The organism is Methanolobus zinderi, from assembly GCF_013388255.1.
Lineage (GTDB): Archaea > Halobacteriota > Methanosarcinia > Methanosarcinales > Methanosarcinaceae > Methanolobus > Methanolobus zinderi.
The window spans coordinates 1,408,662-1,428,143 of sequence record NZ_CP058215.1; the positions used below are offsets into that span (position 1 = coordinate 1,408,662).

Genomic DNA, 19,482 nt, shown 5'->3' on the forward strand with positions numbered 1-19,482 from the left:
TTATGAATACGCCAATTATTAATTTGCGAGGACCAGAGGGCAAAAACATAACTGGAGAATTTGCAGAAGATGAAATCGAGGCATTTTTTTCAAATTTTGCTGGATGGAATTCAATTTATTATAATGTTGATATTGCAGTACCAAAAGTCTCTGATGAAGAGAAATCTGAAAATAGAGGTTATGATTTTATATATGAACTTTTTGAACCACTTGAGAATATTAACCAAGGAGTAATTATTGAATCTAAAAAAATATCTGACATTTCAAACTTTACTCCTTCAATGTTAGCAAAACATATTGGGATACTCAAACATAAAGTGAAGCAAGTAATGAACTATCAAGAGTTATATGAGGATACGAAAATAAAAGCATGTAATGTCAAATCATTTAGGTATGCCATATTATGTTATCGGTTTTCGAGTTTTGATTATGATAAATACCTACAAACACTTGAAATGTGTAAACTTGAGGAAACTATACGTGATATGAATTTTCCAACTATTTTTATTCTTTCAAATGACAGGCTTAAAGCTTTTGTAGAATTGAAAAATTACACCAAAGATTTGAAGTTTTATTCTCGTCAATTAAGATCAACAAACACATTACAAGAGTCAGATAAATTGCCTCTATTCCATTTATTTTCCGACATCGTACCCTTTAAAAGCAAAGATGGAGATGGCATTCTTACTTTTGACAAGCCATCCGTTGAATCATTTCTATTTATTAAAGATTTTGAATCGTATTATAATATGAATTTGTCCACTATTATATTTGCAAACTGTAATTATAATGATGAACCGATTTACAATCAATACAAATCTGAAATAGAGGGCTTTGAAAATATCTCTCCTATATATTTGGGTTTTGACATGAATTGTAGTATTAATTTAAAAACGGTGTTTAAATGACTCTTAATAAGGAAAAAACATACAAACGTCAAGATGAATTGATGCTTTTTTTTAATGGTAATGATATTAGAGTTCATAATTTAGAAGAATATTTTAAATCGAGAGGTGTATTTCTATTTTCAAATACTAGAAGACCCTTGGCAACAGTTGTGTCCAAATTCATATATGGTGTTGATTCTCAAGAAAAAATAAAAAGGTATATTGGGACCAAAGCTTTTCCAACTGTATCGGGCTTTATTCTAGAACCTGAAACTAGTATTACTTTTGAAGAGCTAAACCGATATTTTAATGCAAATGTATTAAGGACTTTTGAAAACATAAGTGACAGTAAGCTTCTTTATGTGGGAGTAAAGCATGGTGTATTAGTTGGTGAAATTGAATACAGCACCACTTCTTCTAAGACATATTCCCTTTTTGAGGTTGTTACCCGAAATATCAGATTTGAAATTATTAATGAAGGAAATGTTTGCATTATTTTCACCTTTTTAGAACAAGCAATCGACTATAGTATTGTTTATGGGGTGATTAATGAAATTATCAATACTGATAGTAATATTCGTTTTAGGATAATTGAAGAAAATCTGCCTGTACTTGGAAATACAGATAAAATTCATGCTTTTTTTAAAGAATCTATTTCCAAAATTAATCCTCTTTTTGAAGTAATTGGAATTACAAACTTTTCAAGAAAAAAGGCAGATGACGGCAACACAAAAGATCTTTTTGAGATGAATCTTTTAAGTGGAAACTTGGAGACAAAAATAACTGGAATAGATGCTTTAATTAGTAGTCTTAAAAATAGAAGTGCGAGACTTAATGGAGCTGGATTTGTTCTTCATGGAAGAGAAAATGGATATTTGTTTTTACTTAAATTAATTTCAAATGATGATAAAAAAAGAATTGAAATTGGTTTAAATGAAATAAAAAAAGTTCCTGATGGAAGTATGCTGGAATCTTTCTCTAAAAAGGAAGATTTCTATAAATTTGATTCCGCAAATGTATCGGATGAGGAAAAAAAGAGGCAGTGTCCCACATTTGCTGTAAATTCCCTGTACCTCTATTTGTTCTTAGTCTTCCATAGATAAATATTTGTTTCCTGTGATCCACTCTTCATTGATGTCTATCAATATTGAGACTGCAAGTCTCAATAGAGACTCTTCATTGGGGAATGCCCCAACAACCTTACTTCTTCTTTTGAGTTCCTTGTTGATTCTTTCTAAGATATTCGTATTTCTTATCTTTCTCCAATGTTCTTTTGGGAATGCTTGATAATTATGAATATCAAAGTAGAATCTTTCAAGTGTATCAATGGCCTTGTGAAACCTTCTTTCCTCAAGGAATTCAATCACTTCAGCTACCTGTTCTGGATCCTCTATAGACTTTTTTACTTTCTCCGCCACTTCTTTCTGGTGCTTTTTGGGTATAGTTTTCAATACAGCTCGGATCAAATGAACCTGACACATCTGCCAGCTTGATCCTGGAAATGAAGTTGTTACTGCTTTCTGGATTCCTTTATGACCATCTGAGATGATCAGTTCAACTCCTCTTAGTCCTCTTTCCTTAAGATCACTAAAGAGATCTTCCCAGAACATTGCATCTTCTCCATCTGCAATCCTTGCTCCCAGGATCTCTCTATATCCATCTTTCCTCACACCAGCGACAACAAACAAAGCTTTGTTACTGTACTGGGTACTATCCCTTATCTTGAAGTAAGTAGCATCAACGAACAGGTACTTGATCTCCTGCTCAATAGGTCTACATAGGAATTCGTTCACCTTCTCATCCAGTTCCTGGGATATCCTGGATACCTTCGATGCAGAAACGTTCTCAACTCCAAGCTCAGAGATGATGTGCTTTATTTTTCGTGTCGATACTCCCTGGAGATATGATTCAACAATCGCATTTTCCAATGCTTTCTCTGTTCTGGAGTATCTGTCAAAGACTTGTGTCGTAAACGGAACATCACGTAACTGAGGTTTCAGTAATTCCAGTTTGCCATGCCTGGTTGTAAAGGATCGCTTTTTGTAACCATTACGCTGAGCTTTTCTGTTCTCGTTACGTTCATACTTCTCTGCGCCTGATTGCTGAAAGGCCTCAACTTCCATAACCTGGTTCAAGAACCAGGTTATAAGGGCTCTTATAGCATCTTCTCTATCGACAAAGTAATCTTCTAACAGGTCATATAGATTCATGGTCCTGTACCTTCTTAGTTGTGTTCACTAATTCTAAGAGGTACGGGACTGTTATATTTTACAGAAAATTAGTTACGCTGCCAAAAAAGATGATTATGAAAAGCATTTGGGTATTAGTATCACTAGAATTCTACAACCTAAAAAGAGGAATTACAATAGTATAAAGCTAATCCATCCTATCGATCTGATATAAAGTAATTGAAGCAATGTATGTATTAAAGTGATGTGCAGAGAAAAATGTGATTGATTATTCACTGGCATAATCCGAAATCGTCAATAAAAGAAGGGTTGAGAATGAAAACAGTATCCATCTGCATTGAATGTCCTGATTGCAAAAAATTGATGATACCAACACCAGATAAAAAATTATGGTGTCTTAAATGTAAAAAAACACATGAGGCATCGGCTGATTCATACAGGACAATGATATCACTCATGAATATAGTTCTAAAATCCATCGAATCAAAATTTGATGAATAAAGGAAAAACTTTGGAATAAAACTTCCGATTATGATGACTATTTGGAAAAAAAATAGAATCTTTCTATCCATACAATGAGTGGGGGCAGTAAAGCCAGTGACTGCACGACATGTTAGATGGATTTATCTAAAAACAGAACAACATCCCCTTTCTCATCCAGTAATAGATCGGAGGGTTGTGAACTGACTGCACATCTTTTGTGTGTATAACTATTCTCTATATTTTATTTACTATATATACTAAATTTTTCATAATGCTGTTTATCCGAAGGAGAGTAACATCATGAAAGAAAAATAAGTAAAGACAGTTGTTTTTATTGGAGACTCTTTTGACATTAAGGCTCCCGGCGAGGTTGTGAAATACGGTCCTAAAGTCAATGTAAGCAGCATCGTAGACCGTAAGGTGTAATCAAGCCGGAGATCTTCGATAACATGCTTGATGCTGTGCAAAGGATCCCGAAGCCAGGAAGGCCATTAAAGAACTTGCTGCATGGAAGCCTAACTAACTCCACAAAGTAAGGGAGCCTCTCGTATGCCAGCTACCGTTTTTCAGATGGTACATAAAACTGTTGGCTATTTATTTTATAAGTTTCCAAGAAAAATCAATATTTCTAAATAAAATTACAATACAGCAATCTAGTTGTAAAAATTTATTATTAAAACAGTTAGAAAATAGTAGAATGGTGCTCCGACCGGGATTCGAACCCGAGTCTTCGGCTCGAAAGGCCGGAATGATTGGCCGGACTACACTATCGGAGCACGTCGATTTCGCTTTAGACAAGCGACTCCAACATAGTAGATATCATTATTAAAGGTTTCGCCTGATCACTGCATTTCAGCCGATTCCTCTTCCCCATCCCTCAGGTGCATGACCCAATAAGTGAGTTTATCGCACATCTCGGGCTGGCATGCATCCCTGCATCCTGCACACGGAGAGAAAACTTCCCCTGCCATGAGTAACTCAAAGGCGGGCTTCTCCTCTTCCTTGACCTTTAACAGGTACGTCCTGGCACCGTTGGATACCGCAGGCTCACGGGTGATCAGATCCTCATCCAGGAGCTTTGAAACGATCCTGGAGCACTTACGGCTGTCGATCTCGAGCAATTTCCAGAGCTGGTTCTGGTAGACGCCTTCTTCCTGATCACTAATAACTTTCAGAGCAGTTTCTTCAATACTCATATCTTCCCACTACGCGTCGAAATTAATCTTCCATCGGGATGACAAGAATAATATTATTTCCACGCAGGACCACAGAACCAAGTGATCTTAACTTTTCACCGTCTGCAATCTCAACAGTATCAAGGAGATGGAGGTTCATGTAATCGTCTGCACTGTTAAGAGTTCCTTCGAGAAGGTGAAGGTCGCCTTTCATCTCAACCTGGACTTTTGATCCAATCAATTTCTGGACTTTCTTATTAGGGAACAAAATTAATCCTCACATCATTTCTAAAATCTGGATTTAAAATTCAAAGTATAGGCTCTAACAATAATACAACCTAATATTTATCACTAGCGATATAACCTTTATCCATTCCAATTTTTCATGGAAAGCAATTTTTCATCAGTCTTTGAAATACATAGGGAAAAATACAGGATTTATGTATAACCCTGGAGTTCCGTGCTGTCCTGTACCGGAGTCTCGGATTCTTTTTTCGGCTTCACCGGTCTTCTGATAGGACCGAACTTGGCCTCATAATCCTTGAGGTGCTGGTTCAGCCATTTTGAGAGTTCAAGAGCGGCCAGTGGAGACAGGATAACCTCGCTTTCAAGCCTTCTCTGTATTACCTGCTCTTCCCCTGCCTTGGCAGCAGGCAAAGGCATGTCATTGTAAAAACCGATCCTGAAGTCATACGGGCTGTGACCTCCTATGGCGCCTATGGAGTATACCTGTTTGAAATCCTCAGGTTTATACAGCTCGATCCTGACTTTCCTTTTTGCCTTCTTCTCATCCGCTTGTTCACTCATGTTAACGTTTCCTTTGTAAACTATTTACCTAATAAGAGCAAGCATCACTTTAAAGGCTTGTGATAATTCCCGCAAAAATTATCCTTCGACCTGTTTTCTCAGCCTGCGTGCCTCTGAGGCTATATCCTTTTTGGAATATGCCCTGGCAATCATCTCCACGGCCTCCAGATTACGTACAACATTGTCCAGATAACCCAGCACATCGCCAGGATAGGCAGTAACACCATAGAGATTCTCCAGTTTCCTGACAATTCCCACGGGATCATATCCTTCAGCACGTATGGATATGATCTTCTCAGAGAACTTGTGCTCAGCGCATCCGCAATAGGGAGAATCCTTGCAACTGCAGGTCAAAAAGTCCGAAGCGAACTCGAACACCTGGTCCCGTAGACTGATATCCAGTTTCTGCATGTTCTCTCCCTCAAAGAGTATATCAAGAGATGCACCCTGGAAAACCCTGGATGGCAGGTTTATGTTCAGGGCAGCAGATATTCTGGCAGCGTATTTGAAATACACGGAATCAAAGAACTCCAGATTGGAAACGGTTGTCAGGGGACTCTGCTCCATCATCACGGCATCACGTATCAGAAACGCCTTTGAGACCGACAGGAAATGGCCTGAAGCGATCTTACCAAAACGGGTCAGCTTTATACTGTCACCTTTTCTATGAAGGAACTTTGACCTCTCAAGTCTTTTGATCAGGAAATCCACACTATAATCGGCAAGCATGTTCGCATGTATTCTCTTCAGGTCTTTCACAGAATGCGTCACAGCAGCCGTAGCAAGGATCTCCTCTGTCTTCTCCTCTTCCCCGTAGTCCACACCTATATGCTGCATCTCTCCCTTAAGCAGCTTTATGGCAACAGCATCCTCGGTATCACCCTGGTTACTGGTATATTTCTTATTCGGCACCGCAAGCAGCACAACCTCACCCCTGTCATGGTAATCAGGCCTGCCCGCACGTCCCAGCATCTGCAAAAACTCCTGCATATTGAGCCATTCAATTCCCATGGCAAGGGACTCAAATATTACCTGCGAGGCAGGGAAATCCACTCCTGCTGCCAGGGCTGCCGTTGTCACTACCACCGGAAGCTTGCCCTTACCAAAACTCACCTCAACCTTCTTGCGTTCCTCACTTGTAAGACCCGCATGATACGGAGCTGCATACATTGGCAGTGCTTCGGCTATACGATGGCAATTACGTCTTGAGTTTGTGAAAACAATGGTCTGACCCTTGTGCCCCTTTGATGAGACCTTGTTGAACTCGTCCCTGACAAGCCGGGTCATAATTTTGATCTTTGAATGTTCCGGACAGAGCACCAGATGTCTCTCTATGGGCACAGGACGGTACTCGTACTCTATAAGCTTTGCACCGAGCTGTTTTGCCATAAGCTGCGGTTTTGCAACGGTGGCTGAGAGATATATGAACTGTGCACTGGGTGCCACATACTTTAGCCTCCCGATAACACCATCCAGCCTGTGGCCACGCTCCTCATCCTCTATGGTGTGGACCTCATCCACAACGATCGTACCGACCTGACCAAGCATATCGGCACCCCCGGTCCGAAGTATATAATCTATACCTTCGTATGTACCGATAATGATATCCGAATCAAGTGTCCTTTTTGATTTATCGTTTTTCGATGCCTTGATACGGGCACTACCAACCCTGATGGATGTCTGTATGCCAAGATTTGAGTATCTCTTTGTGAACTGGTCATATTTCTGGTTCGCAAGTGCCACAAGGGGGACCAGATAGAGCAGTTTTCCCTTATTTCTCAGGATGTTCTCGACACCTGCAAGCTCTCCGATAAGCGTCTTACCGGTTGCGGTAACGGAAGTCACAAGCTGGTTCTGTCCCTTGAGCAGGCCGCTTTCGACCGAAAGTGACTGTACCGGCAGCAGGGTATCGGACTTCTTCAGAAGAAGATCCTTGAATTTGCGGCGGATCGGGAGCTCTTTAATCCTGGTTCCGGAAATCTCCTTGCTTGCGGCTATTGAATCAAACCGCGTGAGTTCGTGATCAAGGTCTTCGGGACTCAGCATCAGCAGGGTTCGGTCAAGATCCCGGGTTTTCAGGAGAATCGATTCCAGCCTCTCACATGCTTCGTCACTGTAGAAGGTCTGCGAGCTTGCCAGGACCCTGTATAGTTCTTCCCTTGCACAATCTTCGCATATCTTTTCCCTGTGGTATTTGATTGACCTTCTGTTCAGGAAATTGAACATGTCTTTCAGGACACAGAACCTGCAGACATTTACGACATCTGCACTTAACTGAAAGCCCTGCAGCATAGCAACAAGATCTGAGGTCTGCTCCTGATCCCCATCCTTTGCTATCATGATACGATTGGCCTTTCGCAGCAGGTCCGTGATCTCCGATGGCGGATGCAGCTCTTCACCTTTATCGGTTTTTACTTTGAACTTGTGAGGCCTCGGACCACCGGAAGTGTTCCTTAGCACCACCTCTCCGACAAAAAGAGGTTTTTTCTTCTTGTCCCTTATTGCAAGGACTGTTATTTTTGATCTTTCGGCTATAAATAATATCCAGAGAGTCATTGGTGTTCTTTCATTGTACAGTGGCTATAAATAGTATTGGATTTATAAAAGCCATAAGCTAAAAATATAATTAAGTATATATTATTCTTGCTTATAGGGGCTTGGAATATCTTGATAAATAATTCTATCACAGCAGACACCGTCACTTCAGAAGAACAGACTGAAGAATACGGAGAAACACCGTCACTTTATGACAGCCTTAAAAAACCGGCTTCTGACGCAATATCGCAGGATGGAATGATACTGCTTCCATCAGGCATCAGCGTACTTGACAGAAGCCTTGGTGGAGGTTTACCCGCTGGTTCGCTGTCTTATTTCTCAGCCGATCCGAGGTCCATGTCAGAAGTGTTTCTCTATCAGTTCACCCAGTCGCGCAAGACTTTCTATTTCACCACAGGACGAAAACCGAAATATGTTCTCAATGATATCATCAATCTTGGTTTCGATCCGGGAAATATCATCTTTGTTGATATCTACAGTGAATACTACTTCAGTTCCTGCGGGGAAATGGTCGAAAGTGTGGGTAATGAGTACATGGACTCACGAATAATAGAGTTTGCTGAATATAATCTCCAGAACATTGCAAACGACGCAGGCGATGAGATAATCAACATTATCATAGATTCGTTCTCGTTCTTCATGAACCTCCAGGTAAGTCCGGGAATTATACGCCAGCTTACAAATGTAATATACGAGATAACAAAGGAGATACAGTGTCTCACATATCTTTACGGTCAGAAGGGAAGTACTCCTGTAAAAATGGACAATGAGACCTTTGCAGCAGTTGATGTTATATTCGACTCCTCCCTTGATAAGGAATCTGATAAACTTGTGAGCAAACTCTCCATTCCGAAGATACGAGGACTCATACCAAATAATGATATCATTAAGTTCAAGATCGGAGAAGGAGTCCAGATCGACACTTCAAAGGACATAGCCTGAATCGGTAAAATCGAAGTTTAAGTTTATTCAGGCTCAAACTTTTTTATTTTAATTTTTTAATTCCAGTTAGAGGCAGGCATCTATCATAGCATGCCTGCAACTGCAGTTTCTCTTTTTCGGTATCCCTTCGATAGCCTCGATGACTATATCGAAAAGAGTTTCCTTTTTCTCCTGCAGTATATCCACGACCTCGGATGCCGTGATCTTCGTATCATCCAGTCCACAGGCGTTATTTGTGACCGTACACACAGAGGCATAGCAGAGATTCAGCTCCTTAGCAAGTACGACCTCGGGTACACCCGTCATACCCACAACATCAGCAAACTGGCTCATCATCCTTATCTCTGCCCTTGTTTCAAATCTCGGACCCTCGGTACAGGCATAGACTCCTTCCGAGAAGCCTGCGTTTTTGCTTTTCAGCACTTTTTTGATACTGTCCCTTATTTCCGGACAGTAGGGCTCGGTCACATCAACGTGCACTGTCCTGTCATCATGAAAAGTGGAAACCCTGTTCCTGGTAAAGTCAATGAAATCCTCGGCCAGGACAATGCTGCCTATGGGATGTTCTTTCATCGTACCCACGGAATTCAGGGAAATGATCCTCTCAACCCCAAGCTGCTTGATGCCCATCACGATTGCCCTGTAATTGATCCTGTGAGGCGGAACGTGTTTTGTTCCGTCAGCATGTCTCGGGATTATCACAACTCTTCCTTTAGCTGTGTTTAAGAAATGAACATTAATATTGCCAAAAGGTGTTTCAAGGGGGCAGCTTTCAACCTTTTCAGGCAGAAAAGCATTAACACCTCCTATTATTGCCAGATCCGGTGATTTTCCGTGAAGAGCTCGTGCCTCAGGTATCTGCATCGGCTGATCCCACCAGACCTTTTTTTTCTTCCATTTTGATATTCGTGGATATCTTGATCCCGAGCAATGCTATGATGATCGCAGCCACTATGGAATATACAAAGTACTGCACTCCGGCCTGAGAATCAAGGGATTCACTGCCTATTACCGGGTTTATGGACATCAGGTAGGTACTTGCACCCCAGAATAGCAAACCCATCGAGATCGCAAAGAAGGCAGGTATGATGTACCGGAAAACGGACCTTCCGCTTTTCTTACAATCTATTATCTTACCCAGATCAGCAAACAGAATCGATCCTGTGTAGAACCACACAGTGGAGTTTATAAATACCGTCACCAGAGGCACTATTCCGTAATACCAGACACCTTCGCTAGTATAGAGGTTCCATACATTTACCAGACCCACAATTGTTGCAAGTGCGAATATCACACCTGCTATGGCATAAGTTACAAACGTCATCCTGCCTGAGTAAAAGGAATCGTTCATATGTCCCCAGAGTATGGATATCGAATCACCGAAACCACGGTAGAGCATGTAAAGACCTATCGCTGCAAGTATTCCTATAACAGCTCCCTGGGGATAGTCGATCATAAGGAAGAACGCATATATCAATGAAGCCAGACCCAGCGGTACAAAGAAGGTCTGGGATATCTTCGGGTCATTGAATGCGTGTTTTATGATGTAGTAAGTACTTTCGAGATTGGCACTCTGCATAACAACTATACGTCTGACAGAGTCAATCTTTATCCTGGACTGCACGATCGGTAGCAGTGTCTCATCCTCTGCACCGTCTGATATGAAAATTGCGGATTCGGCATTGAATTTCTTAAGTATGAGATCAAGTTGGTTCGCTATTTTCTGATCCGAGATTATGCCGATGTTCCGATCACCTGCAAGGGTCACAATTTCAGCATCAATACCCTTTGCAAGCATATCGTCAAGTACCCTGATACCGCCAAATATGGTATTCGTATCAGAATCCTCGGGGTCTGCGGTACCGAGCTTTACTGCAGCCTCGATATTCGCCTCCCTGCCAATCAGAGGCCCCCTTATATCGGCTTTTTCACCCAGATCGTTATCTCTGTCTATACAAAGAATCAGTGTTTGCATATAATTCCATTTCCTATTTAGTAGGGAAATATAAATAGATTCTCATAAAATCGTAACTCTGAAAGACTTAATAAAATAGACAGGTAATATAAAAATAAAGTTTTCAGAGTAAATCTCCAATCAGCTTTTTTGCCCATATCAGTTTCTTTTTCTTTATGTCAGTGACATTAACATCATCAAGATCAAAACCCAGTAGTTTTATTTCAGACGCATGGAACTCATCTGCCAGAAAAACACACCTGTCCCCGTCACTGAATCCTCCGAAATTATAGACGTTTACGAGGGGAACTGACTGGGTACTTCCTATTATGTCTTTCATCAACGGTACATATCTCTCTAATTTGTCAATATTATCCCCATGTGCATGCACCACAACAACAGACCCGCGTTTATTTGCAAGGATCTCCTTTTCCAAATCTCCGTCAAGATCGGTTACGATTATATCAGGTATTATACCTCTGTCAACAAGAACTGCAGTAGCACCGTCGGCGGCAATTATAGTTTTTCCTGAAATATCCGTGACTTCAAGCTGGTCTTTGAGGCAAGGAGCATTACCGCATACAATAACACTTTTTCCGGCTATCAGTTTTCTAAGTACGGATAGATCCGCAGTGTTATCCTTATCAAGCATCCGGGAGAGGATGATAGCTGCTTGCTCATCCTCTTCCCTGCTAAAACCCATATCCTCGAGTATATCAAGATAAATGGGTTCCCATTGCTTAAATTCCATTGTCTTTTTAATCTCCGTTGGATGGGGAGATTCCGATACTTATGGATATGCCTTCAACTTCCCAGTCCTTGGAAAGCTCACCTGCGGAGTCCACATCAAGTCCTATGACCTGCACATCAGCCCTGATCTCTTTTGCAATGTACTGCTCAAAATCGAGTATGAGGTCCACAACCCTTTCGTCCTCTACCCTGATATGGGCTTTGATGGGTTCATCGACCGCAAGGTCAAGTTCCTTACGCATATCCTGTACCCTGCGTATGACTTCCCTGGCAAAACCTTCGGATTCGATCTCACGTGTCAGTTTTGCATCCACATAGATTGTACCGGCATCAAATTCGGCACTGGCGGTCATTTCCGGAAGGCTCTCCTCGAAATTGACCATATCCGGTGTCACAGTTACTTTCGTACCCCCGGCAATCTCAAGTTCGAATTCCCCTGAAGTCGCCAGGGCTTTTTTCAGTGCCATCGCATCGGTCTGCTTGATGGCAGCTATGACCTTACCTGCATCTCCCTTGAACGCAGGACCAATGGCACTCGGGTCAGGATTTGCTTCAAAACCAAGCTCATCCCATGATTCATCAACGCCTGTGATAACGATGTCCTTGGAGTTGGTCTGATCCATGAGTACGGATTTGAGGTTCACAACCGCATCGGCAGCTGATTCCTTGTTAGGGGATACTATTATGCGGGATACAGGCCATCTGAGCTTCCTTTTGACCTTCTGGCGTGCGTTGGATGAAGATTCCACAATGGACCTTGCAAGGTCCATGTGTACTTCAAGTTCCTTGTCCACAAGGGATTCGTCAACAGTCGGCCAGTCGTTCATGTGTACTGACTCAGGTGCATCAGCATCAACATTTCTCACAAGGTTCTGGTACATCTCCTCAGCCAGGTGTGGCATGAACGGTGCAATCACCTTTGAAAGTGTGATGAATACCTCATACAGTACCCTGTATACTGCGATCTTATCAGGATCATCTGCCTCTACCCATGTCCTTGGTCTGATTAGCTGGATATACCACCTTGACAGGTCCTCGAGTACGAACTCGTTAATGGCACGGATGGCCCTGTGAAGGGTATATCTGTCCATTGCCTTATCCACGTCGCTGATAAGCGACTGTGACCTTGAGAGTATCCACCTGTCCTCTTTACGCATGTCAGCTTTGACAGATTCAAGGGATACCTTTGAGGGGTCGAACTCATCAAGTACCATATATGGTAGCGGGAAGCGATATACATTCCAGAGAATGTTCAGTGTCCTGTTGATGTTGCCAAGCTCACCGCTCACAAACTTCAGGTCTTCCCATGGGGCACTTGATGAAAGAACAAAGCTTCTCAGGGTATCGGCACCAAACTGTTCGATAACATCTCCGGGTGCCACGACGTTCCCGAGACTCTTTGACATTTTCTTGCTCTCACTGTCAAGGGTGAAACCGTGCATTAGCACACTCTTGTAAGGCGCTTTTCCGAAGGCAACCATACTGGCACCAAGCTGCGAATAGAACCATCCGCGTGTCTGGTCCTGTCCTTCGGTGATAAAGTCAGCTGGCCACCATTTATCAAACTCTTCCTTTTGTTGCGGGAAACGCAGGGTTGCCCAGGAAGCCACGGCTGAATCGAACCAGACGTCAAATACGTCTTCCACACGCTTCATCTTGCCACCGCATTCACAGTCCAGCAGGATCTCATCCACGTATGGCCTGTGCAGTTCAACGTCCTCTGCATTGCCAGACATCTCAAAGAGCTCTTCCTTGGTTCCGACAACATGCATCCTGTCGCAGCTATCACACTTCCATACGGGTATCGGGATGCCCCAGTATCTCTGACGGGATACACACCAGTCACGTGCACCCTCGACCCAGTCCTTAAACCTTGCAGAACCCGCCCAGTCAGGATACCAGTCAACCTTCTCGATCTCCGAGAGCATCTGATCCTTGAGCTCTCCAATCTTGATGAACCATTGTTCGGTTGCAAGGTAGATTATAGGTGTCTTACAGCGCCAGCAGTGTCCGTACCTGTGAGTAATTGAATCCTCAGCGAGCAGTCTTTCACGCTCAAGCAGATCTTCCACAACCACCTTGTTAGCCTCACGGATGTGCATTCCGGTGTACTCACCTGCAGCTTCCGTGTAGCGTCCATCCGGACCTACCGGACAGAAAATTGGAAGCCCATGCTTCTTGCCTACTTCAAAGTCATCCATACCGTGACCAGGAGCGATGTGCACACAGCCCGTGTTCTCAGCGGTCACAAAGTCAGCCAGGTAGATGCCATGTTCCATAGCTGCCTGCTCGGGTACCAGGTCTATGAGAGGGCTTTCATATGAAAGGGAGGTCAGGTCCTCGCCAAGCATTGTGTCAAGTACCTCATAATCTGCATATCTTCCCTTCCTGAGAACATCCTCCACAAGCTGGGAAGCCATAATAAGGATCTCTTCTTTTCCATCAGAGGATATAGCTTTGACCTTAGAATACTCAAAGGATGGATGTACCGCCACTGCAACATTTGAAGGAATGGTCCACGGAGTAGTGGTCCATATAACAACGGATGTATTCTCCTCACCCTTTACCTTGAATTTCACAAAGATCGAAGGGTCCGTCCGGTCCTCGTACTCCACTTCTGAGTCGGCGATTGCTGTTTCACATCTCGGACACCAGTTGACAACACGTTTACCCTGCTCAAGCAGCTTCTTTTCCTGTGCCTGCTTGAGTGTCCACCATGCAGCCTCGATATATTCATCACGGAGTGTCATGTAGGGATCCTTCCAGTCAAGCCATGCACCCAGCATGCGGAACTGGTCTGTCATATCATCCTTCTGAGTGAGGGCGAATTCCTTGCATTTCTCGATGAAATTGCCGACACCATACTTCTCGATGTCTTTCTTTGAGGTAAAACCAAGTACTCCTTCCACTTTTACCTCGATTGGCAGACCGTGCATGTCCCATCCTGCACGATCAAGTATATCGTAACCATTCATTGAACGATAACGCAGTATGGAATCCTTGATGATCTTGTTCCATGCGGTACCAAGGTGAATGTGTCCTGTGGTATATGGTGGCCCGTCTACGAAAAAGAACCTTTTGCCACCTTTTCTGCGCTCGCGTACCTTTGAGTACGCATCAGTTTTTTCCCAGAGATCGTGGATCTTACTCTCCAGTTTCACCGGGTCATACTTATTGGTAATCTCCTCTATCATTGTAAGGGTTCTCCTTGCTCAATTTCAGTCTGGATACTCCTACTGCAATATTTAATTTAAACGTATTGCATCAGGATTTTTAAGGAATGGATTTGTCTCTCCGATACCCGCTGAAAAACAGTGATATATATCAGAATAATTCAAAAAAGAAAAAGTAGGTAAAAGAAGATCAGACTTCCATCACAATACGGAAACCGATCTCTTCCTTTCTGCTGCCTGGACTGATCTCATCCCTGTCTGCGGAACGGCAGTTCACATCATCGCTTGCCCAGCTTCCACCTCTGAACACACGCCTGTCCACACCACCGGTCCATTCACTGCCATCGGTGGGAGCTTTGTTGTAGTTGCTGTGATATTCGTCCTGGACCCATTCTGCGACATTACCGTATATATCGTAAAGTCCCCAGGGACTGGGTTCCTTGAGACCTACGGCACGTGTCCTGTCCTCTGAATTCTCATCGTACCATGCATAGTCTGGCAGCTCTTCCGGGTCATCGCCGAAGAAATAGGCTGTAGTTGTCCCGGCACGGGCAGCATACTCCCATTCGGCTTCTGTTGGCAATCTGTATTTATCCGTATCCTCGATCCTGTTGAGCTCTTCTATGAACTTGTTAGCATTGGTCCATGAGATCTTCTCGGCAGGAAGGTCGTCACCTTCGAAATAGAAGGGTTCAGAATCCATAATCGCCTTCCATTGTTCCTGTGTAACCTCATAGCTACCCATGTAGAACTCATCAGAGATGGTTACCAGATGCTGAGGTTCTTCATCACGGTCACGGTAAGCCTCATCATCAGGGGAACCCATCACAAATTCACCGGCTGGGACCTTAACAAATTCCATGCCAATAGAGTTTGTATAGGTACTGTCATCAACACTTTCAGTATCTTCGGCCTCAGTTTCTGCAGAGACTTCAGCAGGATTCTCTTGCTCCGCTTCAGGAGTTTCTTCAGTATCGGTGCATCCGGAAGACAGGACTGTAACTGTAACCAGCGTACATATCAACATTAAGATCAGTATTTTCTTTAACAAACCATCACCTTGTTATTATACAATAAAAGCAGTAAGATTCTCTATATGATAAGTTTTACCTAATTGATCCGATATGAAATTGAAATGTTAGTTCTATCGGCTTTAAAAACCGTTGTAAGAAAATGTAAGCGTTCCAGCAAGTAAAAGAAGCACAAGATACAGGAATATTACATAAAGGATCTTGGTTCCGAATCCGGAGTTATTACTCATAGTGTACCACCACTAAATCTTTAAGTAGAATGTGGAAACTTTGTGGGATTTGGGACGATTTATGTCTAAAATTATGTGGGGGGGGTGACATTGTCTGTTCCACATTCTACTTTACGCTTGTTTTAACCATACTGAAAAGTATAGTTTTTTTAACTGCAAACAAATTCATGACTATCTATAATATAAATATTTCTATACTGAAATATATCATTCTAATCATCATGATGAAATAAAATAGTTAAAAAGCAGAATACAGTAAACAAAACAGAAACAGTTTCCATTCTTCAATTATTGTTCTCTGGCTCAGTTGCATCAGGTATGGTAAAGAAGAACTTACTTCCCTTTCCAGGTTCACTTTCAACACTGATAGTACCGCCCTGCATCTCAACCAGTTTTTTAACAAGTGCAAGACCCAGACCCGTTCCATCGTACTTACGTGTGTAGGATGAGTCGATCTGTTTGAATGGCTGGAACAACTTGCCCATGTCTTCCTCTGAAATTCCTACGCCTGTATCCTCCACAAAAACCAGGAACATACCATCACAATTTTCTGCTCCCACAGTAATACAGCCTTCTTCAGGTGTGAACTTTATGGCATTGCTGATAAGATTGAAGAGTATCTGTCTGATCTTTCCCTTATCAGAATTGACCATTGAAGGGACAGGGACCTCATTATTAAGAGTTATCTGCTTTTTTTGTGCCAGAGGACTTAAAATATTGAGAACATCTCCCATAGTTTCTGACAGACAGAACACTTCCGGATCCAGTTCCATTTTGCCTGCTTCAACTTTTGAAAGATCAAGGATATCGTTTATAAGGTTAAGTAAATGCTTCCCGCTTGTGGATATATTCTGAACGTGCCTTGTCTGCCTTTCATTCAAGTTACCATAACTTTCTGCAAGCAGTATTTCCGAAAATCCTATTACTGAATTCAGGGGAGTACGCAGCTCATGGCTCATGCTGGCTAGGAATTCACTCTTTGTCCGGTTTGCTTCTTCCGCGGAATTCTTTGCATCAATGACAAGCTGTTCGGCTTTTTTCCGCTCGGTCATATCCCTTATATGTTCGATCACAAGGGAAACATCACCATTTTCATCAAAGATCGGTATTACGCGGATCTCACGTGTCTTACCGTCGATAGGATTTGTCCTTTCAACTGTTTTGACCTCTCCTGTCCGGAATACTTCCACAGCATGACATGGCTCACACGGTTTATCGCGATGCATGAAACAATTATAACATAAGGGGTTGCTGAGCTTTTCTTCTTCACTTATGTATCCGCGATCCTTCCAGTTACTCAGCATGACACGCAGGTCTTTATCTATTACCGCAAGGAAATCTGGTATTGAATCGAACGTACTTGCAAGAAGCTTTTTTTGTTGCTGTATTTCTGAGATAATACTTTTCCGTCCAGTGATATTACGTATAACACCTGCAACAATAGGCTGATAGACATCATCACATACATAATGGGCACTGGTGGAAACATTTATCGTTTCACCGTCCTTTTTCAGCATATCCATCTCAAAATCATTAACATAACCATTGGCGTCGAGTATCGAACGCAAAAAATCACGATCTTCCGGATACTTATATACAGTATCCACATGACATCCGATAAGCTCCCAGGGTTCATAACCAAGATGCCTGTATACAGAAGGACTGGTGGTCAGTATCCTGCCCTCAAGGTCAACTTCAAAATATATGTCATGGAATTCATGGAATATCCGGCGATACTTTTCTTCACTCTGCCTTAGCTTCCAGGAAGCTCGCTTTCGCTCAATACTGTTTACAAAGATCTCACCCAACATTCCGAACAACTGCAGATATTCAAGGATCCATTTGTTTTCTTTTTTCAGGGGAGTAAAAGCTATGAAGCCCAGCAGTTTACCTTTGTTCAGCATTGGTATGGCCAGAAATGAATTGATGCCAAGCTGCTTTAGAAGTTTTCTTTCTTCTTTTCCTTCAGCCGCATCAGGGCTATCTGACAGAAAAATGGTGCTTTGCTTTTTCAGGCTGTTGATCAGCCATTCAATTTCCTTTACAGGTAATTCCTGAAATCCAAAACCCTGATGTTGCGAATTGATCTCATGCCATTCATGTGTTACAATAAAGTGCTCTCCATGTAACTCCAGCAGGCAGGCACTTTCAGCTTCAATTGCTTCTGATATGGATTGGAGAGCCATGCTTATTGTCCGGTCCATATCAACGGATTTGCTGCCTATAAAAGCTGCAGAAACATCGGCTATAAGGGATTCCATTCTAACACGATGCTCCAGGAGAAGTTCAGCCTGTTTCCGCCTGGAGATATCCTCTGCGGTACATACACAGCCTGTGATATTTCCGTTTTTATCCCTGAAGGGTTTAACTTTTATTCGCAAATAGAGCTCTTTTCCCCATATCGTCGTGTAGGGAACTTCAGCTGTCAGGTTCTTATTATTTCTGATACTATTTTCAACGATATCCGCTATACCTGCATCCTGAAGGGGTTTGAAAGTGAAGATATTGAAAGATTTTGTAACCTCTTCGGACCTGGAACCAAGCAATTCCAGTATTGTCCGGTTCACAAAGAGTATATCACCGTTGATATCAAGATGTATTACACCTACAGGTAGCTCATATATCATATCCCTGTAGTTTATTCCTTCCGGAGGAACTAATGAAGGATCATCTTCAGTATCAGATATTTTCAGCATTGGAACAACACTTTTTATACGAGAGTAAGATGATAATCGCAGATGGGCATAATTGTTCAGCTAATATATATTATTGTTGCTATTTTGTGTAGGTTATTCATAACCTATATAAATTTATTATAGAATAAATTCAAAAATACCAGATATCAAGCAGGAATAAGAATATATACTGGAAAGACCTAGTAGAGCTGCTTAAGATAATAACTGAACTATTTTGTTAAACGTATGGCATTAGATTGTATTCATTAAGTACATTTCCTTTACCGTTATGTTTTCAAGCGCTTGGTTAGATTTTTTTAAGCTCCACTAAAATGGATGTGAAATATTTGTTTAACAGAAATGAATCTACAGCTCCGGTCGAAGCCGGTGAGAAGTACGACGTAACAATTGAAGATATCGCAAGAGAAGGCGACGGAATCGCAAGAGTAAGCGGCTTTGTCATCTTCGTACCTGAAACCCAAGTCGGCGATGAAGTTACAATCGAAGTAACAAAAGTAATGCGCAAGTTCGCTTTCGGACAGATTGCAGAATAACTGCACTGACCTTTTTAATATCAATTTGAAGGATCTTTCCTTCAATCTTTTTCTTTTCTTAGTAAAACCCTAACCC

At 42.2% G+C, this 19,482-nt stretch carries 15 protein-coding genes and 1 tRNA gene; 4 read left to right on the plus strand and 12 right to left on the minus strand.

Going from position 1 to position 19,482, the window contains the following annotated elements; all coding sequences use genetic code 11:
• The first annotated feature begins 2 nt into the window (after positions 1 to 2).
• Positions 3 to 908, plus strand: coding sequence for a PD-(D/E)XK nuclease domain-containing protein (locus HWN40_RS06950; protein WP_176965053.1), 906 nt, complete (start codon positions 3 to 5; stop codon positions 906 to 908).
• The gene (locus HWN40_RS06955) at positions 905 to 1,990 is read left to right on the plus strand and encodes a hypothetical protein (protein WP_176965054.1); all 1,086 of its coding nucleotides are present in this window, start codon (positions 905 to 907) and stop codon (positions 1,988 to 1,990) included. Before HWN40_RS06950 ends, HWN40_RS06955 begins: the two co-directional genes overlap by 4 nt.
• Here HWN40_RS06955 and HWN40_RS06960 read toward each other — a convergent pair.
• From HWN40_RS06960 to HWN40_RS06985, 6 genes are all read right to left on the minus strand, one after another.
• A complete protein-coding gene (locus HWN40_RS06960; protein ID WP_176965055.1) occupies positions 1,973 to 3,097 on the minus strand; it encodes an IS256 family transposase in 1,125 nt (374 codons plus the stop codon). The genes HWN40_RS06955 and HWN40_RS06960 overlap by 18 nt on opposite strands.
• Before the next feature lie 1,160 nt (positions 3,098 to 4,257).
• A tRNA-Glu gene (locus tag HWN40_RS06965) sits at positions 4,258 to 4,335 on the minus strand.
• A 66-nt stretch (positions 4,336 to 4,401) separates the two neighbouring features.
• Positions 4,402 to 4,755, minus strand: a complete 354-nt coding sequence (locus tag HWN40_RS06970) for a helix-turn-helix domain-containing protein (protein ID WP_176965056.1) — start codon at positions 4,753 to 4,755, stop codon at positions 4,402 to 4,404.
• Positions 4,756 to 4,777: 22 nt separating this feature from the next.
• The gene (locus HWN40_RS06975; protein WP_176965057.1) at positions 4,778 to 5,002 is read right to left on the minus strand and encodes an LSM domain-containing protein; all 225 of its coding nucleotides are present in this window, start codon (positions 5,000 to 5,002) and stop codon (positions 4,778 to 4,780) included.
• A 170-nt stretch (positions 5,003 to 5,172) separates the two neighbouring features.
• Positions 5,173 to 5,541 carry a DUF3467 domain-containing protein gene (locus HWN40_RS06980; protein ID WP_176965058.1) on the minus strand — a complete coding sequence of 123 codons (369 nt, stop codon included), beginning with the start codon at positions 5,539 to 5,541 and terminating at the stop codon, positions 5,173 to 5,175.
• 78 nt (positions 5,542 to 5,619) lie between these two features.
• Entirely contained in the window at positions 5,620 to 8,097 is a 2,478-nt protein-coding gene (locus HWN40_RS06985) for a DUF5814 domain-containing protein (RefSeq protein ID WP_176965059.1), read from the minus strand.
• A gap of 111 nt (positions 8,098 to 8,208) precedes the next feature.
• On the opposite strand from HWN40_RS06985, the gene HWN40_RS06990 reads away from it, so the two are divergent.
• Positions 8,209 to 9,039, plus strand: coding sequence for an RAD55 family ATPase (locus tag HWN40_RS06990; RefSeq protein ID WP_246275858.1), 831 nt, complete (start codon positions 8,209 to 8,211; stop codon positions 9,037 to 9,039).
• Between the two features lie 66 nt (positions 9,040 to 9,105).
• Here HWN40_RS06990 and HWN40_RS06995 read toward each other — a convergent pair whose 3' ends face one another.
• The 6 genes from HWN40_RS06995 to HWN40_RS07020 all read right to left on the minus strand — a co-directional run bounded on the left by HWN40_RS06995 (position 9,106) and on the right by HWN40_RS07020 (position 18,873).
• Positions 9,106 to 9,903 carry an MTAP family purine nucleoside phosphorylase gene (locus HWN40_RS06995; RefSeq protein WP_176965060.1) on the minus strand — a complete coding sequence of 266 codons (798 nt, stop codon included), beginning with the start codon at positions 9,901 to 9,903 and terminating at the stop codon, positions 9,106 to 9,108.
• Entirely contained in the window at positions 9,890 to 11,014 is a 1,125-nt protein-coding gene (locus HWN40_RS07000; protein WP_176965061.1) for a DUF373 family protein, read from the minus strand. The genes HWN40_RS06995 and HWN40_RS07000 overlap by 14 nt, the downstream gene beginning before the upstream one ends.
• A 103-nt stretch (positions 11,015 to 11,117) precedes the next feature.
• Positions 11,118 to 11,744, minus strand: coding sequence for a 6-hydroxymethylpterin diphosphokinase MptE-like protein (locus tag HWN40_RS07005; protein ID WP_176965062.1), 627 nt, complete (start codon positions 11,742 to 11,744; stop codon positions 11,118 to 11,120).
• 7 nt (positions 11,745 to 11,751) lie between these two features.
• On the minus strand, positions 11,752 to 14,937 hold the full coding sequence (gene ileS, locus HWN40_RS07010; RefSeq protein ID WP_176965063.1) for an isoleucine--tRNA ligase: 3,186 nt from the start codon (positions 14,935 to 14,937) through the stop codon (positions 11,752 to 11,754).
• 169 nt (positions 14,938 to 15,106) lie between these two features.
• Complete coding sequence (locus HWN40_RS07015; RefSeq protein ID WP_246275859.1) at positions 15,107 to 15,967, minus strand: formylglycine-generating enzyme family protein; 861 nt, start codon at positions 15,965 to 15,967, stop codon at positions 15,107 to 15,109.
• 494 nt (positions 15,968 to 16,461) lie between these two features.
• Positions 16,462 to 18,873 carry a PAS domain S-box protein gene (locus tag HWN40_RS07020; RefSeq protein ID WP_176965064.1) on the minus strand — a complete coding sequence of 804 codons (2,412 nt, stop codon included), beginning with the start codon at positions 18,871 to 18,873 and terminating at the stop codon, positions 16,462 to 16,464.
• Between the two features lie 326 nt (positions 18,874 to 19,199).
• Between HWN40_RS07020 and HWN40_RS07025 the strand changes: the two genes are divergently transcribed.
• Positions 19,200 to 19,406, plus strand: coding sequence for a TRAM domain-containing RNA chaperone (locus HWN40_RS07025; protein WP_176965065.1), 207 nt, complete (start codon positions 19,200 to 19,202; stop codon positions 19,404 to 19,406).
• Positions 19,407 to 19,482: the final 76 nt, after the last annotated feature.

Bases quoted from the DNA above. Each gene is read 5' to 3' on its own strand.
- HWN40_RS06950 (WP_176965053.1), top strand. From the start codon at position 3: ATGAATACGCCAATTATTAATTTGCGAGGACCAGAGGGCAAAAACATA.
- HWN40_RS06995 (WP_176965060.1), bottom strand. From the start codon at position 9,903: ATGCAGATACCTGAGGCACGAGCTCTTCACGGAAAATCACCGGATCTG.
- HWN40_RS07020 (WP_176965064.1), bottom strand. From the start codon at position 18,873: ATGCTGAAAATATCTGATACTGAAGATGATCCTTCATTAGTTCCTCCG.
- HWN40_RS07000 (WP_176965061.1), bottom strand. From the start codon at position 11,014: ATGCAAACACTGATTCTTTGTATAGACAGAGATAACGATCTGGGTGAA.
- HWN40_RS06985 (WP_176965059.1), bottom strand. From the start codon at position 8,097: ATGACTCTCTGGATATTATTTATAGCCGAAAGATCAAAAATAACAGTC.
- ileS (WP_176965063.1), bottom strand. From the start codon at position 14,937: ATGATAGAGGAGATTACCAATAAGTATGACCCGGTGAAACTGGAGAGT.
- HWN40_RS06980 (WP_176965058.1), bottom strand. From the start codon at position 5,541: ATGAGTGAACAAGCGGATGAGAAGAAGGCAAAAAGGAAAGTCAGGATC.
- HWN40_RS07005 (WP_176965062.1), bottom strand. From the start codon at position 11,744: ATGGAATTTAAGCAATGGGAACCCATTTATCTTGATATACTCGAGGAT.
- HWN40_RS06970 (WP_176965056.1), bottom strand. From the start codon at position 4,755: ATGAGTATTGAAGAAACTGCTCTGAAAGTTATTAGTGATCAGGAAGAA.
- HWN40_RS06960 (WP_176965055.1), bottom strand. From the start codon at position 3,097: ATGAATCTATATGACCTGTTAGAAGATTACTTTGTCGATAGAGAAGAT.
- HWN40_RS06955 (WP_176965054.1), top strand. From the start codon at position 905: ATGACTCTTAATAAGGAAAAAACATACAAACGTCAAGATGAATTGATG.